Below are 14,015 nucleotides of genomic sequence, written 5' to 3' on the forward strand. Positions count from 1 at the left end.
TTAAAGAGAGGAATTCATACATTTCCCCCTCGTGATTTGTACATTGTTTGTAAACGCGGCATCGAACAGGCTTTGATTGGATGATTGATTCGTCTCGTTATCACTGCCGGAACCTGCTGTTTCCTTCGTAGCACTCTTAGAACAAATGCGTCCGACATTGCCAAAGTTAACGATCGCCTGCCCAGAAATATCATGAATATATATATGATTCGTCCTCATTTTTCACCCTCCTCCATTCATTATTCTATGTACAGCACACAGGAAAGCTTGCACAGGAACCTGAAGAAAACAAAAAAGGCACACCTTTATGAAAAGGTGTGCTTTTTGTTCTTATGATTGTTTTAAACGGCTTTCAAGCTCTGCTTTTTTCTCTTCAAAGCCTGGTTTTCCTAGTAAAGCAAACATATTCACTTTATAAGCTTCTACTCCAGGCTGATCAAATGGATTGACGCCTAGTAAATATCCTGACATCGCACATGCTTTCTCAAAGAAGTACACGAGGTATCCGAATGTATAAGCATCCATCTCAGGAATTGTCACGATAAGGTTCGGTACTTTTCCATCTGTATGGGCAAGCATCGTTCCTTCAAATGCTTTTTTATTGACGAAATCAACCGTTTTTCCTGACAGATAGTTCAAGCCATCAAGGTCTTGTTCTTCTGCTTCAATTACAAGCTCATGTCGAGGCTTGTCTACACTCACGATTGTTTCAAACAAGTCTCTTCTTCCTTCTTGAACATATTGACCAAGTGAATGGAGATCTGTTGAGAAGTTAGCAGATGAAGGATAGATTCCTTTTTCATCTTTCCCTTCACTTTCACCGAATAATTGCTTCCACCATTCTGCGAAATATTGCAGACCTGGCTCATAGTTAATCAGCATTTCAATCGTTCTGCCTTTATTGTAAAGGACATTGCGGACGACAGCATATTGGTAAGCCGCATTTTCAGAAAGCTCCGATGAAGCGAAGTCTTCGCTTGCTTTTGCTGCACCTTCCATCATCTGATCAATGTCTGCACCGCTCACAGCGATTGGCAAAAGACCGACTGCTGTTAATACTGAATAGCGTCCCCCAACATCATCCGGGATGATAAATGATTCGTAGCCTTCTTCAGTTGCTAATGTTTTAAGTGCACCGCGTGCCTTGTCAGTTGTCGCATAAATACGTTTCTTCGCTTCTTCAGCACCGTATTTTTCAATGAGGAGCTTTTTAAAGATGCGGAACGCAATGGCTGGCTCTGTTGTTGTACCAGATTTTGAAATCACGTTAATGGAGAAATCTGCATCTTCCAATAGATCCATTACATCTGTTAAATAAGAAGAACTGATGTTGTTTCCAATAAAAATGATTTGCGGTGTCTTGCGCTTGCCTTTTGGCAAAGTGTTATAGAAAGAATGGTTCAAAAATTCAATCGCCGCACGTGCCCCTAGATATGACCCGCCGATTCCGACAACGAGCAGGACGTCAGAGTCAGACTTAATTTTGTCTGCACTTTTTTTAATGCGGGCAAACTCTTCACGGTCATATTGCTTCGGCAAGTCCACCCAGCCTAAATAGTCACTGCCTGCACCCGTTTGTTCATGAATATTATGATGGGCTACCTTCACAAAATCTTTTAAATATGTAAGCTCATGTTCTTGAAAGAAAGGTAACGCTTTCGAGTAGTCAAATTGAATATGTGTCATCGCTTGTAAGCCCTCCATTACGTTAGTTCTGTCCCTTTCACTTTAGCGGAACTAGCTTTTGAAATCAAGTGATCGTCACTGGCATGGCAAAAAGCCGCTTCTCTTGATGAGAAGCGGCAATCTGGATTATAAAGAAGCTTTCAAAATCGATAGAATATCATCACGGTTAAGTTTCATAAAGTTACCAAAACCACCGTATTCCATTTCTTTTGCTGCAATGTCGGCAATTTTGTCCAGCTGATCTTCACCAATATCATAATCCGCTAAACGGCTTGGTGCACCGAGACTTGTCCAGAACGCTGACAGTTTGTCGATCCCTTCTAATGCGATGTCACGATCTGACTTTCCTTCTGTTTCGATGTCAAACATGTTCAGCATAAGGTTTTTAAAACGTTCTACATTATGATCGAGCGTGTGGCGCATCCAGTTTGGGAAGAGGATAGCAAGCCCGCCTGCATGCGGAATGTCATAGACAGCCGATACAGCATGCTCAATCGTATGGGACGCCCAGTCGCCAAAGTAACCCATTTGCAGCGTGCCATTTAAAGCAATCGTTCCTGCATATAGAATCGTTTCACGATGCTCATAGTTTTGTAAGTCTTCCAGCAGTTTTGGTGCTGTCTCGATGACTGTTTGAAGAACAGCAAAACACATCCGGTCCTGTAAAGGCGTGTTTTTCACATTATGGAAGTATTGCTCAAAAACGTGACTCATCATATCGACCATACCATACACCGTCTGGTTTTCTGGCACAGAATACGTATGCTCAGGGTCTAGAATTGAAAAAGCAGGGTGAGTGACAGAGCTGCCCCACACATATTTTTCATTCGTTTCCCAGTTTGTGATGACAGAGTCTGGATTCATTTCCGAACCAGTTGCTGCAAGTGTCAGCACTGTGCCAAACGGCAGTGCTTTTTGAGCGGTTGTTTTTTTTGAAATAATATCCCACACATCACCGTCATACTCTGCTCCGGCTGCAATTGCTTTTGTACAGTCGATCACACTTCCGCCGCCAACGGCTAATAAGAAATCAATGTTCTCCTTTTGGCAGATATCGATTCCCTTTTTCACTGTTGTGAGGCGCGGGTTTGGTTCAACGCCAGACAGCTCAAACACTTCTGCATCTGCTTCATTTAACGCACTGATGACATTGTCATAAAGACCATTTTTCTTAATGCTGCCTCCGCCATATACAAGTAACACTCGTTTTCCATAACGAGCGAGTTCGCTTTTGAGTCCTTCTAGCTGTCCTTTTCCAAACATCAATTTTGTTGGATTATAGTAAATAAAATTCTCCATCTGTTAAAACATCTCCTTACAACGAATATATCCAAAAACATGAAAGACTACTGTAACATATGTACACGACGAACTCAAAAAAAGATAACTGCCCGCGAGCAGCTATCCCTTTATTGTTCAATTATAAAGAAGCGTTCAAAATGGCTAAAACATCTTCTTTGTTCAGCTTTTTAAATTGACCAAATTCACCGCGTGCCATTCCACGGTCTGCAATTAAATCAATTTTCTCATCGTTGATGTCATAATTCGCTAAACGACTTGGTGCACCAAGACTTGTCCAGAAAGCTGACAGCTTGTCAATTCCTTCTAAGCCGACTTCTTCATCTGTTTTGCCCGCAGGATCTACATCGAATACACGGACCGCTAATTGTTTAAAACGGCCTGGGTTTTCTTGAATCACATGTTTCATCCAGTTCGGGAACAAGATTGCAAGACCGCCTGCATGGGGGATATCATAAACAGCTGATACTGCATGCTCAATGTTATGAGAAGCCCAGTCACCACGTGCCCCCATTGAAAGCATGCCATTAAGCGCAATTGTGCCAGTGAATAAAATCGTTTCACGGAGCTCATAGTTCTCTAGATCGTTGATCAACTTCGGTGCCGTTTCAATGACAGTGCGAAGAAGTCCTTCACACATACGATCTTGGTAAGGTGTATTTTCTGTGTGATGGAAATATTGTTCGAACACATGTGACATCATGTCAACCATGCCATAAATCGTATGGTTTTTAGGCACAGTGAATGTGTTGACTGGATCAAGAATAGAGAATTTCGGGAAAACTGCTGGACTTCCCCAGCCATACTTCTCATTTGTTTCCCAGTTTGTGATGACTGATCCAGAGTTCATTTCAGAGCCTGTTGCGGCAAGTGTTAACACAGTACCGAACGGAATAGCTTCCATTGGGACGTGCTTGCGTGTCACGATATCCCAAGCATCTCCATCGTACTTCGCACCAGCTGCGATTGCTTTCGTCGCATCAATGACACTGCCGCCGCCAACTGCCAAAATAAAATCAATGTCGTTCTCTTTGCAAAGTTCGACCCCTTTTCTTACTGTTGTTAAGCGCGGGTTAGGCTCCACACCAGCAAGTTCAGTGATTGCAGCTCCTGATTCTTTTAGGATGCTGACAACTTGGTCATAAAGGCCGTTTCGTTTAATACTGCCTCCACCATATACAAGTAATACGTTTTTTCCGTAGTGTTTGAGTTCATCTGAAAGGGCTGATACTTCTCCCTTTCCAAAAATTAATTTCGTTGGGTTCCAATAAGTAAATCGATCCATGTGATCTCCTCCTCGCGCTACATTATGCGCCTCATTCATTCCAAAAGTAAAGTAATTTGCTTTCATCCATTTTCTTACGCATAGTTTGGCTAAAAATCTGCAAAATATAAATGTATTGATGCTGTAGCGAAAGGAGGAATCACGATGAGTGCTATTCAGCGTATTGCCCTCGTGCTCACGATTATCGGTGCTATTAACTGGGGACTAATCGGCTTTTTTCAATTTGACTTAGTAGCAGCGATCTTTGGCGGACAAGGTTCTGCATTATCACGTATTATTTATGGTCTTGTTGGAATTGCAGGTCTTGTCAACCTTGGTCTGTTGTTCAAACCAAGCGAAGAAGCTGTTCGCCGTGACGAGCCGAACCCAGAAGTTCGTTAAATAAAAAGACATAAAAAAGGCTGCCTACATGAGGCAGCCTCAGCATGTAGACAAACCCTCGCATTCTTTGTCAGGTCTGCGCGCTGGTGCTCACGAATTCTAAATTCGTCCGCAAAAGTAGCCGCTCTTCCTTGACTTCAAAGGTTTCCTATCACGCTGAAAAAGAAGACAAAGGGCTAAAATTTTAGCCCTTTGTCAACAATCTAAGGCACCGTTTGAAGCGGTGCTTTTTTATTATTTCTTGATAAGGTCTTTACGGTTTGATTGCTCAATCCACTCTTCAAGTTTATCTTTAAGCGTATTGAAACCTTGTGGTGCAGCAGCTTCTTCTTTCACTTGCTGTGGTCTTTGTTTCTTTGGTTTGCTTTCTTTTCTTTCAGGTGCATCTTGTGTCGCACGGATAGAAAGGCTGATTTTACCTGCATTTTCATCAACAGAAAGAACTTTTACTTGTACTTCGTCACCAATTGAAAGGTGCTCGTTGATGTCTTTTACAAAGCCATGTGTTACTTCAGAAATATGCACAAGTCCTTGAGTTTCTTCATCTAATGCAACAAACGCACCATACGCTTGTAATCCTGTTACTTTACCAGTGTAAACACTGCCTACTTCAAACTTTGTCGCCATGATAACAACTCCTAAATAAATGTTTTAATATTCGTTTATACGCAATTAAAAACTATATCACAGAACAGGCAGTTACGCAAAATATTTTTTAAATGGGTTTAAATGAGATCAAAAGGGGGAATACCTGAAAACAAGAATGCTTTCTAGTATTCCCCCCTAATTTGTGAGGCATGAGTCCATTTGGATTGATGCCTTTTTTTATTTTAAGATGGCTGATGCTTCTTCCTTTACTTGTCGAGCCTGTAAAAAGCGCTGAATTCTTGAAAGTGATTCCTGAAGATGATCAAGTGACGAAGCATATGAACAGCGTATATGACCTTCACCGCTCGGTCCGAATACATTCCCAGGAACAACGGCCACTTTTTCGCTTAGGAGCAGCTCCTCAGCAAATTGTTCTGACGTCATGCCTGTGCTTTTAATCGATGGGAACGCGTAAAACGCTCCATTTGGCTGATGGCATGTAAGTCCTAGTTCATTAAGGGAGCCGACAAACAAATTACGGCGTCTTCTATAGCTTTTCTTCATTTTCTCTACATCTTCAAGCCCATTTTTTAATGCTTCTTCTGCCGCATATTGTGCCATCGCCGGCGCGCACATCATAGAATATTGATGTATTTTCAGCATGGCATCGCGCAGTACAGGTGGTGCTGCCACATATCCTAAACGCCAGCCCGTCATGGCAAACCCTTTAGAAAAGCCTGAAATCAAGATCGTTCTTTCCTTCATATCTTGAATAGCCGCCACGCTTGTAAAAGCTTCATCGTATGTCAGCTCCGCATAAATCTCATCCGTAATAATGAGCAGGTCATGCTCTTTCGCAAATTGAGCAATATCTTCAAGCTCTTCCTTTGAATAAACAGACCCAGTCGGATTTGATGGCGAGCAAAGCAAAATGGCTTTTGTCTTCGGCGTCAGCTTTGTGCGAAGATCAGCAGAATCTGCTTTGAAATCTTTTTCAGCGGTTGTACTTAAATAGACAGGCACGCCGCCTGCAAGTGTCGTAAGTGCCCCGTATGCTACGAAACAAGGCTCTGGAATGATCACTTCATCCCCGCTGTTTAAAATCGCACGAAAGGCCAAATCAAGTGCCTGGCTTCCGCCAACTGTGATAATGAGTTCTTCTTCTGGACTGTAGTTAATGTGAAACCGCTTATATAAATAGTGGCTCAGTTCTTTTCGCAAAGAAATTAAACCTGCATTCGCCGTATAAGAGGTCAGCCCTTGTTCTAATGACATAATACTTGCCTCTCTGACATTCCAAGCTGTCACGAAATCTGGCTCGCCGACACCAAGGGAGATAACCCCCTCCATTGTGGCAGCCAAATCAAAGAATTTCCGAATACCTGACGGCTGAATGCTTTGTACCGTTTCAGATAAATAAGACTTTTTCATTTAAGGAGACACCACGATTCTTTTGTCATCGTCTCCTGTTTCAAACACTTTCCCATCATGTTTATATCTTTTCAAAATAAAGTGGGTAGTTGTTGAAACAACGGAATCAAGTGTCGATAATTTTTCAGATACGAAGCGGGCAATATCAGACATTGATCTTCCGCGGATCACAACGGAAAGATCATAAACACCTGACATGAGATAGACAGACTCCACTTCCTGAAACCGATAAATCCGTTCAGCAATTTCATCAAATCCGACGCCTCTTTTTGGTGTCACTTTTACATCAATCATTGCTGTAACGCCTTCATGACCATCCACTTTTCGCCAGTCAATCATGGTTGAATAATCAATAATGACTTTTTGATCTTCAAGTTTTTGAATGATGGCTTCGGCTTCTTCTGTTGTCACGCCTGCCATTTTTGCAATTGTATTTAAATCGGCGCGGCTGTTTTCATCTAAAATCTCTAATATTTCAGTTTCTTTTTCTGTTAGTTTCATTTGATTTCACACCTCAGATTATAAAAGCTAGTTTTAAAAAATCTTCTGAACATTATAGCACGTTTTTCCCATTATGCTAAGCAGGGAAAAGATTCTAATAATAGCTTAAAATCCACTTTTTAGGGTACAATACAGTCACCTAACAGAGAGAGTATCAAGTATCGGAGTGAAGAATGTGGACATTGTTCAGCCAGCTTATATGAAAAGTACATTCGGTTTAGATATCTATTACGAGCACTATCCAAATGAAGGCAAAAAGACGTTGATCTTAATTCACGGTCTCTTCTCTTCTACCTTCAGCTATCGAAAGCTCATCCCGCTTCTGAAACAGGACTTCAATTTAATTGCAATTGATCTGCCGCCATTTGGACAGTCCGAGAAGTCGAATACGTTTATTTACAGCTATCGCAACATGGGAAAAATTATTATAGAGCTAGCTGGTTATTTACAGATTCGGCATGCGATTCTAGTGGGTCATTCAATGGGTGGACAAATCGCCTTATACGCTGCATCTGAACGGCCGGACCTATTTGAAAAGGCGGTTCTATTGTGCAGCTCTGGCTATTTGAATAAGTCAAAAAGATCACTTGTTTACAGCACATATATTCCTTATTTTTATCTGTATCTAAAAAGAAAGCTTTTAAAACAGGGCATTATGAAAAATTTAACGGCTGTTGTGCATGATCATTCCATCATTGATCAAGAGATGGTCGACGGCTATTTAAAGCCGTTTTCAGATGATCAAATCTTTCGGGGGATATTTCGTTTGATTCGGCACCGGGAAGGAGATTTGACCTCGGACGTTTTAAAGAAAATGGAAACACCCGTGCTGCTCATTTGGGGCGAGGAAGATCGAATCGTTCCCATCCAAATAGGCGAAAGACTGCACAAAGATCTGCCAAATTCAACCTTGCATGCATTAAAAAAAACCGGGCACCTCATTCCTGAGGAAAATCCGGTCTTTGTGTCTGATCAAATCGGACATTTCAGCCTGTCTTAGCGTGAACAGGAGCTGCTGTCTCTTATGGCAAAAAGCTGATTCGCTGTATGCTGACAGCTCTCTAGCGGAAGAAGCTGTTCAAATGAGTGATGGTAGATGGCTTGAATCTCTTTTGCTAAAGATAACGGGTCTTCTGCGTCGTATAATGCACTGATGACGTCAGCAGGCTCCGTTTCATAAAAATCCTCTCCATAATGAAAAGGGTCCCATGCCTTAATGAATTGAATCATCTCTTCTACAGCTTGACTATCTTTCATCGGTATCACCGCTTATAATAAATTTTGTGATGTTTATTTTAGCACAACCAAGAATGGTTGAAAAACAGCTAGAGGTGGGTTTCATGAATTTCGACGAACAGATCATACGTAAAGGTTCAAAATCAGTGAAATGGGATCAAGCAGAGTCTTTGTTCCTGACAACAGATGCCCTCCCGATGTGGGTGGCTGATATGGATTTTAAAGCGCCGCAGGTCGTCCTTGATGCATTGAAAGGGCGATTAGACCACGGTGTATTTGGCTATGCATTTCAAGATCAGGATACGCAGCAGGCAGTCGCTGGCTGGCTCAAAAGAAGACATGGATGGACAATTCAGACAGATGCCGTCACCTTCACACCAGGAATCGTAACGGCACTTAGTTTTGCTGTTCAAGCCTTTACAGCACCGCACGACGAAGTAGTTATACAGTCACCAGTGTATACACCTTTTTATCAAATGATTGAACGAAATGGACGTACAGTCTCAACCAATCCTTTAAAAATAGAAAACAACCGCTATATGATGGATTTTGATGATTTAGAGAAAAAACTGAGCAGACCACAAGCAAAGCTCATGTTCCTTTGCCATCCGCATAATCCGTCCGGAAGAGCATGGTCAAAAGAGGAATTAAAGCGAGTCGGAGACCTATGTGTGAAGCATGGAGTCACAGTCGTTTCAGATGAGATTCACTCGGATTTGATGCTTTACGGGAAGCAGCATGTGCCCTTCGCCAGCCTTTCTGACGACATTGCACATATCACGGTAACGTGTATTGCGCCGAGTAAAACCTTTAATCTAGCAGGGCTCCAGGCATCTGCTATTATCATTTCAGATGAAGAAAAAAGAACCCTTTTCACGAATGAAGTGCAAAGAAACGGACTGTCCAAACTGAATGCCTTTGCGATTCCAGCGATGGAAGCAGCATACCGCCACGGGGATGAGTGGCTTGATGCCCTTGTTCTTTATCTCGAAGGCAATATGAAAACGGCGATGGACTATATCGACGAAAATCTTCCAAATATGCGTTATATGAAACCAGATGCTTCTTATTTATTGTGGCTGGACATTCGGGATTATCAATTCAGTCAAGCGGAATTGAAACGGAATCTGCTGAAAAAAGGGAAAGTGATCCTAGAGCTTGGCCACGTGTACGGACACGAAGGAGACGGCTTTATTCGGATGAATCTCGGCTGTCCTGCTGAAACAGTCAGAGAAGGACTGAAACGTCTCCACCAAGCGTTCACGCTATCAGCTGAATAAGACCTATACGATAGAAAGAACATCCTAACGGGTGTTCTCAGCGTGTAGACAAACCCTCGCATTCTTTGTCAGTCCTGCGTGCTGGTGCTCACGAATGTCAAATTCGCTCCGCGCCAGTACTCGTCCTTCCTAGACTTCAAAGGTTTTCTATCACGCTGAAAAGAAGACAAAGGGCTAAAATCAAGATCATTTTAGCCCTTTGTCAACAATCTGAGAACATCCTAACGGGTGTTCTTTTTAAAGAAAAAAACCCTCCTTTTATCATATCTACTTTGTAAATGAAATGATATAATGAGAGGAATTACAATTATTTACGAGGAGAGCATTTAAATGGAAATGTTCAAGGATTTTCTGCTCCATGTATCTTTTATTCTATTTCCAATCTTTTTATATCATGCGCTATGGCTAAGCCGGACCCCTGCTCATTTCCCAAAAACGAATAAACTGCTCATCACAGTATTCGCATCCATCTCTTCAGCACTATGTATTATGTATCCAGTTGGTTCGATTTTAGATTTGCAGACTGGGCTTCAATCCATTCCCCTTGTGCTTGCTATTTTATACGGAGGATACATGGCGGGGATCGTTGCCATCTTGATAAGCATCATAGTCAAATTCGTGATGTACGGCTCTTTCTTATGGATTGGGCTCATCGTTGTCCCAATTTACTTTTTCATCCCATTCCTGTTCTACCGAAAATGGCATCAATATTCGAAGCCAAATAAGCTGTTTTACGGAGTGCTTATCGGTTTATCCAAAGGATTCTTTATTTACATTGGCCTGCTTGCGGTCAGCTTAATGGCATACAGCCCAGCTTTTATTATGCAGCAAAAGCTCCTTGAGTTATTTTTCTCAACTCTTTACTACATATTCTTTCTTGTGCTCAGTATCTATTCCATTGAATTCGTGAAAGAAAATGCGGAAATGAGATCACAGCTTGTCCAGTCAGAAAAACTGACCATTGTAAGTGAACTTGCTGCAAGCGTTGCCCATGAAGTACGCAATCCGCTGACAGTTGTGAGAGGCTTTATTCAATTGCTCTTTTCGAGTGATAATACAAAAGAACCACCTGCCAATAAAGATTATAAGAATCTCGTTCTGTCCGAGTTAGACCGTGCGCAGGACATTATCACGAGCTATCTTGACATTGCAAAACAAAACTATTATCAAATTGAATCTCTTAATCTCTCTAAATTACTTGAGGAATGTGCATCACTGATGACATCCTATGCGAATTTTAAATCGGTCACAATTCATCAATCCATTGAACCTGACTTATACATTCAAGGGGATGTAACGAAGATCAAGCAAGTCATGATTAATTTAATCAAAAATGCGATAGAAGCGGCTCCTGAACATGAAGGGAAAATAGAACTTTTTGCTTCAAAAGAAAATCATAAGATCTGCCTTTATTTCGTTGATAACGGTGTAGGTATGACAGAAAGCCAAATGAAAAAGCTTGGCGAACCCTATTACACCTTGAAAAATAAAGGGACTGGGCTTGGGCTGACAGTGACTTTTTCTATTATTGAAAATCACCATGGAACCATTCGTTTCAAAAGCTCGCTGCAATCTGGAACAACCGTCACCGTGAAATTTCCTGAAGATACAAGAAGAAAATGATTAATCCATTTTTTTTGTTCTTTTTTCATCTATGCGCTCCTGCTTCTTAGATGCACGAACGATGAGCCGAAAACAAATAAACGCAGCAATAAAGAAAATCACCGTGGTGATAGCCGCTGGGATGTACTCCCTTTTATCTTCAGGAAAATATAGTAGAAAAAGTACGATGAACGACATCATTCGTCATTCCCCCCTTTTGCTCGTTTACTTCACTATATTGGCTAAAAGAAATGAAATACCTTCCGATGAGAAGGAATTGGAGGAATTTCACATGACAGACATTCAAATTGGACAAGTTGTGAAAGGTTTTTATAAAACAGGTGTATACGTTGGGGAAGTGACAGCAGTGAAACCATCGACCTATCTCGTTCAAGTAAAAGCCGTTCTGACACATCCCACTCAAGGCGACCTGCATCATCCGAAAGAAGCAGACGTGCCTTTTTTCCAAGAGAGGCGGGCTTTGGCCTATAGAGAACAGACAAATATCCCTCATCATATGGTGAAGCCTTATGATGGCGATATACCTGATTATGAAGAGTCACTGAAAGAAGCTGTAGATAAATTGAAACAAGCACTCCGTGCGGATGATTCTAAATGGGCTGAAAAATCAAGAGCGTGCCTATCTTCTCTTGAAAAAGATTATTTTCCAGAAGACGTCCGCTAATCAGCCGAATCAAAAAAATGTGAGAAATCGATCAGCTCACCAATTTTGGTTGTTTGCGGATTTTCCACATAGGCTCTGTCTTTTTCAAAAAGGGTGAACAGCTGATAAGTCGTCATGGCATCATCGAGTGCTTTATGATGCTTACCAGCTCCTTCACTGCCGTATTCCTTTGCCGCTTTTCGAAGCCCTGTCAGTGTGCGGTCACCAAAAAAGGTTTTATATTCAAAAGCCAGATCCCTCAGCTTCCCCTTAAAAGGAAAGGTAATATGATTGAGCATACAATTTTGCTTCAGTACCTTCATGTCCATGTTGCCCCACGTAATAATCTCACAATTCTCTCCCCCATCAAGTGACACGAGCTTCTCGATAAACGCCTCAAATGAAATCCCGCTCTCTACATCCTCCTGCGTAATTCCGAGGAAAGATTTACAGCGCTTCGTCAGCTTCGGGAACTTTTTCGGTTTGACGTAGCTAGAGAATGTGTCTATGATCGTTTCATCTGCTGCTTTCACTGCCCCAGCTTCAATAATTTCAGGAAAAAAGTTTTGTGGATGATATTTTCCATCAGGCATCGTAAATTCAAAATCGACCACAAGCACCGTCTTCTGTTCCACCAGTTTCACCTCACTTTTTCGTCAGCTTTTCATTCTCATACCATTATATTAAGACGGACCTTGAAATCACTTCATTTTCGTGAAAATAATGCAGATTCACTATGCCCAACCTATTCATCTGATGAAAGATCGTTTATTTTCCTTTATAATTATTAAGGAACACGAAATAAATAAAGAAGGTGGTCTCTATCACAAACAGGAAGAAAAACTTGTACATCATGTGGTTTGTGAACTTTTTTGTATCTGCGAGTATTACAATGATCGTCCCTTTTTTATCACTTTACATAGAATCTCTTGATAGCAGCTATTCAAATGAATTTGTTCAAAGATGGAGCGGCTATGTCTTTGGGGTCACGTTTTTAACGGCCTTCCTGATTTCTCCGATTTGGGGGCGGATTGGCGACCGGCATGGCTATAAAAAGATATTATTAATTAACGGTATTGGCATCGCCACAAGTATTCTATTAATGGGGCTTGTGCACACCGTGTATCAGCTATTTGCACTAAGGCTCTTCATGGGGCTTGTCACAGGCTTTATCTCGACTTCAATGGCACTGATTTCTGCACAGACTGAAAAGGCAACTGCTGGTAAAACACTTGGAACGATGCAGATGAGTAATGTCGCCGGAGGATTGTTTGGTCCGTTAATGGGCGGATTCATGGCAGACAGCGTCGGATTTATTTATACGTTTTTCCTCACAGCGGCTGTCATTTATGTGTCAGCTATTGTGATTGTCTTCGGAGTAAAGGAACAGCCGATCCGGTCAAAAGAAGCAAAGCGAGTTTCTTACTCACGGAAGGATGTACTCATTCACATTTTCAAACAGCCTTTGCTTGTGGTCACGATGCTTTTAACGTTTATTACGCAGGTAGGGAACTTTAGCATACAGCCGCTTTTGGCTTTATACATTCATGATTTACATGGTCCTGTCAATCTCGCTTTTTATGCGGGGCTTGCTTTTTCTGCAACTGGACTTGGCAATTTGCTGTTCACGCGAAAATGGGGGGATCTCGGAGATCGAATTGGTCACGACAAGGTGCTGCTTGCCCTTCTCATCCTCTCCTCTATTTTATTCATCCCGCAAGCGATGGCGGATTCATACGTCATGTTAGTCATTTTCCGTTTCCTATACGGGATGGCACTTGGCGGAATTATTCCGTGTACGACGGCGTATATCCGGATCAAAGCACCTGCTTCTATGCAAGGGGAAGTGCTCGGATACAATGTCAGCTTCCGTTTTCTTGGGAATGTCGTCGGTCCGGTGATCGGCGGCATTGTGGCGAGTCATTACGGGATTCCAGCTGTCTTTTATGTCACTGCCGGCATTTTTCTGTTTGGTGCGTTATTTTTATGGGCGGTCCGCTCGCATGCGAAGACGAATGAAAGGAGTGTCTGATCATCTTCAGATACTCTTTTTTCTTGCGTA

16 protein-coding genes are annotated in these 14,015 nt (G+C 41.9%); 6 read left to right on the forward strand and 10 right to left on the reverse strand.

Annotated elements, in window-relative coordinates:
* The 4 genes from NSS65_RS15090 to NSS65_RS15105 all read right to left on the reverse strand — a co-directional run bounded on the left by NSS65_RS15090 (position 1) and on the right by NSS65_RS15105 (position 4,270).
* On the reverse strand, positions 1 to 219 hold the full coding sequence (locus tag NSS65_RS15090) for a spore germination protein (RefSeq protein ID WP_046313371.1): 219 nt from the start codon (positions 217 to 219) through the stop codon (positions 1 to 3).
* A gap of 111 nt (positions 220 to 330) precedes the next feature.
* On the reverse strand, positions 331 to 1,686 hold the full coding sequence (locus tag NSS65_RS15095) for a glucose-6-phosphate isomerase (RefSeq protein WP_081124733.1): 1,356 nt from the start codon (positions 1,684 to 1,686) through the stop codon (positions 331 to 333).
* 126 nt (positions 1,687 to 1,812) lie between these two features.
* Positions 1,813 to 2,985 (reverse strand): iron-containing alcohol dehydrogenase, encoded by a 1,173-nt coding sequence (locus NSS65_RS15100; RefSeq protein WP_101676429.1) that lies wholly within the window; start codon positions 2,983 to 2,985, stop codon positions 1,813 to 1,815.
* Between the two features lie 121 nt (positions 2,986 to 3,106).
* The gene (locus tag NSS65_RS15105) at positions 3,107 to 4,270 is read right to left on the reverse strand and encodes an iron-containing alcohol dehydrogenase (RefSeq protein ID WP_326135326.1); all 1,164 of its coding nucleotides are present in this window, start codon (positions 4,268 to 4,270) and stop codon (positions 3,107 to 3,109) included.
* Positions 4,271 to 4,414: 144 nt separating this feature from the next.
* Between NSS65_RS15105 and NSS65_RS15110 the strand changes: the two genes are divergently transcribed.
* On the forward strand, positions 4,415 to 4,651 hold the full coding sequence (locus tag NSS65_RS15110) for a DUF378 domain-containing protein (protein WP_003212952.1): 237 nt from the start codon (positions 4,415 to 4,417) through the stop codon (positions 4,649 to 4,651).
* Positions 4,652 to 4,885: 234 nt separating this feature from the next.
* Here the strand turns inward: NSS65_RS15110 and yugI are convergent, their stop codons facing one another.
* The 3 genes from yugI to NSS65_RS15125 all read right to left on the reverse strand — a co-directional run bounded on the left by yugI (position 4,886) and on the right by NSS65_RS15125 (position 7,171).
* The gene (gene yugI / locus NSS65_RS15115; protein WP_007500519.1) at positions 4,886 to 5,278 is read right to left on the reverse strand and encodes a S1 domain-containing post-transcriptional regulator GSP13; all 393 of its coding nucleotides are present in this window, start codon (positions 5,276 to 5,278) and stop codon (positions 4,886 to 4,888) included.
* Between the two features lie 198 nt (positions 5,279 to 5,476).
* A complete protein-coding gene (locus NSS65_RS15120) occupies positions 5,477 to 6,670 on the reverse strand; it encodes an aminotransferase (protein WP_034282537.1) in 1,194 nt (397 codons plus the stop codon).
* Positions 6,671 to 7,171: an Lrp/AsnC family transcriptional regulator gene (locus NSS65_RS15125; protein ID WP_003213765.1), complete on the reverse strand. Its 501-nt coding sequence runs from the start codon at positions 7,169 to 7,171 to the stop codon at positions 6,671 to 6,673.
* 175 nt (positions 7,172 to 7,346) lie between these two features.
* Here NSS65_RS15125 and NSS65_RS15130 point away from each other — a divergent pair, with 175 nt between their 5' ends.
* A complete protein-coding gene (locus tag NSS65_RS15130) occupies positions 7,347 to 8,171 on the forward strand; it encodes an alpha/beta hydrolase (RefSeq protein ID WP_081124737.1) in 825 nt (274 codons plus the stop codon).
* Here NSS65_RS15130 and NSS65_RS15135 read toward each other — a convergent pair.
* Positions 8,168 to 8,428 carry a DUF1871 family protein gene (locus tag NSS65_RS15135; protein ID WP_034282542.1) on the reverse strand — a complete coding sequence of 87 codons (261 nt, stop codon included), beginning with the start codon at positions 8,426 to 8,428 and terminating at the stop codon, positions 8,168 to 8,170. The genes NSS65_RS15130 and NSS65_RS15135 overlap by 4 nt on opposite strands.
* An 83-nt stretch (positions 8,429 to 8,511) precedes the next feature.
* On the opposite strand from NSS65_RS15135, the gene NSS65_RS15140 reads away from it, so the two are divergent.
* Complete coding sequence (locus NSS65_RS15140; protein WP_326135324.1) at positions 8,512 to 9,687, forward strand: MalY/PatB family protein; 1,176 nt, start codon at positions 8,512 to 8,514, stop codon at positions 9,685 to 9,687.
* A gap of 330 nt (positions 9,688 to 10,017) precedes the next feature.
* The gene (locus NSS65_RS15145) at positions 10,018 to 11,310 is read left to right on the forward strand and encodes a HAMP domain-containing sensor histidine kinase (RefSeq protein WP_034282546.1); all 1,293 of its coding nucleotides are present in this window, start codon (positions 10,018 to 10,020) and stop codon (positions 11,308 to 11,310) included.
* Here the strand turns inward: NSS65_RS15145 and NSS65_RS15150 are convergent, their stop codons facing one another.
* Complete coding sequence (locus NSS65_RS15150; RefSeq protein WP_034282549.1) at positions 11,311 to 11,490, reverse strand: hypothetical protein; 180 nt, start codon at positions 11,488 to 11,490, stop codon at positions 11,311 to 11,313.
* Positions 11,491 to 11,581: 91 nt separating this feature from the next.
* Between NSS65_RS15150 and NSS65_RS15155 the strand changes: the two genes are divergently transcribed.
* Entirely contained in the window at positions 11,582 to 11,974 is a 393-nt protein-coding gene (locus tag NSS65_RS15155) for a kinase-associated lipoprotein B (RefSeq protein WP_025094193.1), read from the forward strand.
* Here NSS65_RS15155 and kapD read toward each other — a convergent pair.
* Complete coding sequence (kapD, locus tag NSS65_RS15160; protein ID WP_061110011.1) at positions 11,971 to 12,588, reverse strand: 3'-5' exonuclease KapD; 618 nt, start codon at positions 12,586 to 12,588, stop codon at positions 11,971 to 11,973. The two genes, NSS65_RS15155 and kapD, sit on opposite strands and share 4 nt — an antisense overlap.
* Positions 12,589 to 12,806: 218 nt before the next feature.
* Between kapD and NSS65_RS15165 the strand changes: the two genes are divergently transcribed.
* Positions 12,807 to 13,985 carry an MFS transporter gene (locus tag NSS65_RS15165; protein WP_251027195.1) on the forward strand — a complete coding sequence of 393 codons (1,179 nt, stop codon included), beginning with the start codon at positions 12,807 to 12,809 and terminating at the stop codon, positions 13,983 to 13,985.
* Positions 13,986 to 14,015: the final 30 nt, after the last annotated feature.

It is taken from the genome of Bacillus sp. FSL K6-1006 (genome assembly GCF_038593175.1).
Classification (GTDB): Bacteria; Bacillota; Bacilli; order Bacillales; family Bacillaceae; genus Bacillus; species Bacillus safensis.

Bases quoted from the DNA above. Each gene is read 5' to 3' on its own strand.
- NSS65_RS15090 (WP_046313371.1), bottom strand. From the start codon at position 219: ATGAGGACGAATCATATATATATTCATGATATTTCTGGGCAGGCGATC.
- NSS65_RS15095 (WP_081124733.1), bottom strand. From the start codon at position 1,686: ATGACACATATTCAATTTGACTACTCGAAAGCGTTACCTTTCTTTCAA.
- NSS65_RS15100 (WP_101676429.1), bottom strand. From the start codon at position 2,985: ATGGAGAATTTTATTTACTATAATCCAACAAAATTGATGTTTGGAAAA.
- NSS65_RS15105 (WP_326135326.1), bottom strand. From the start codon at position 4,270: ATGGATCGATTTACTTATTGGAACCCAACGAAATTAATTTTTGGAAAG.
- NSS65_RS15110 (WP_003212952.1), top strand. From the start codon at position 4,415: ATGAGTGCTATTCAGCGTATTGCCCTCGTGCTCACGATTATCGGTGCT.
- yugI (WP_007500519.1), bottom strand. From the start codon at position 5,278: ATGGCGACAAAGTTTGAAGTAGGCAGTGTTTACACTGGTAAAGTAACA.
- NSS65_RS15120 (WP_034282537.1), bottom strand. From the start codon at position 6,670: ATGAAAAAGTCTTATTTATCTGAAACGGTACAAAGCATTCAGCCGTCA.
- NSS65_RS15125 (WP_003213765.1), bottom strand. From the start codon at position 7,171: ATGAAACTAACAGAAAAAGAAACTGAAATATTAGAGATTTTAGATGAA.
- NSS65_RS15135 (WP_034282542.1), bottom strand. From the start codon at position 8,428: ATGAAAGATAGTCAAGCTGTAGAAGAGATGATTCAATTCATTAAGGCA.
- NSS65_RS15140 (WP_326135324.1), top strand. From the start codon at position 8,512: ATGAATTTCGACGAACAGATCATACGTAAAGGTTCAAAATCAGTGAAA.
- NSS65_RS15145 (WP_034282546.1), top strand. From the start codon at position 10,018: ATGGAAATGTTCAAGGATTTTCTGCTCCATGTATCTTTTATTCTATTT.
- NSS65_RS15150 (WP_034282549.1), bottom strand. From the start codon at position 11,490: ATGATGTCGTTCATCGTACTTTTTCTACTATATTTTCCTGAAGATAAA.
- NSS65_RS15155 (WP_025094193.1), top strand. From the start codon at position 11,582: ATGACAGACATTCAAATTGGACAAGTTGTGAAAGGTTTTTATAAAACA.
- NSS65_RS15165 (WP_251027195.1), top strand. From the start codon at position 12,807: ATGTGGTTTGTGAACTTTTTTGTATCTGCGAGTATTACAATGATCGTC.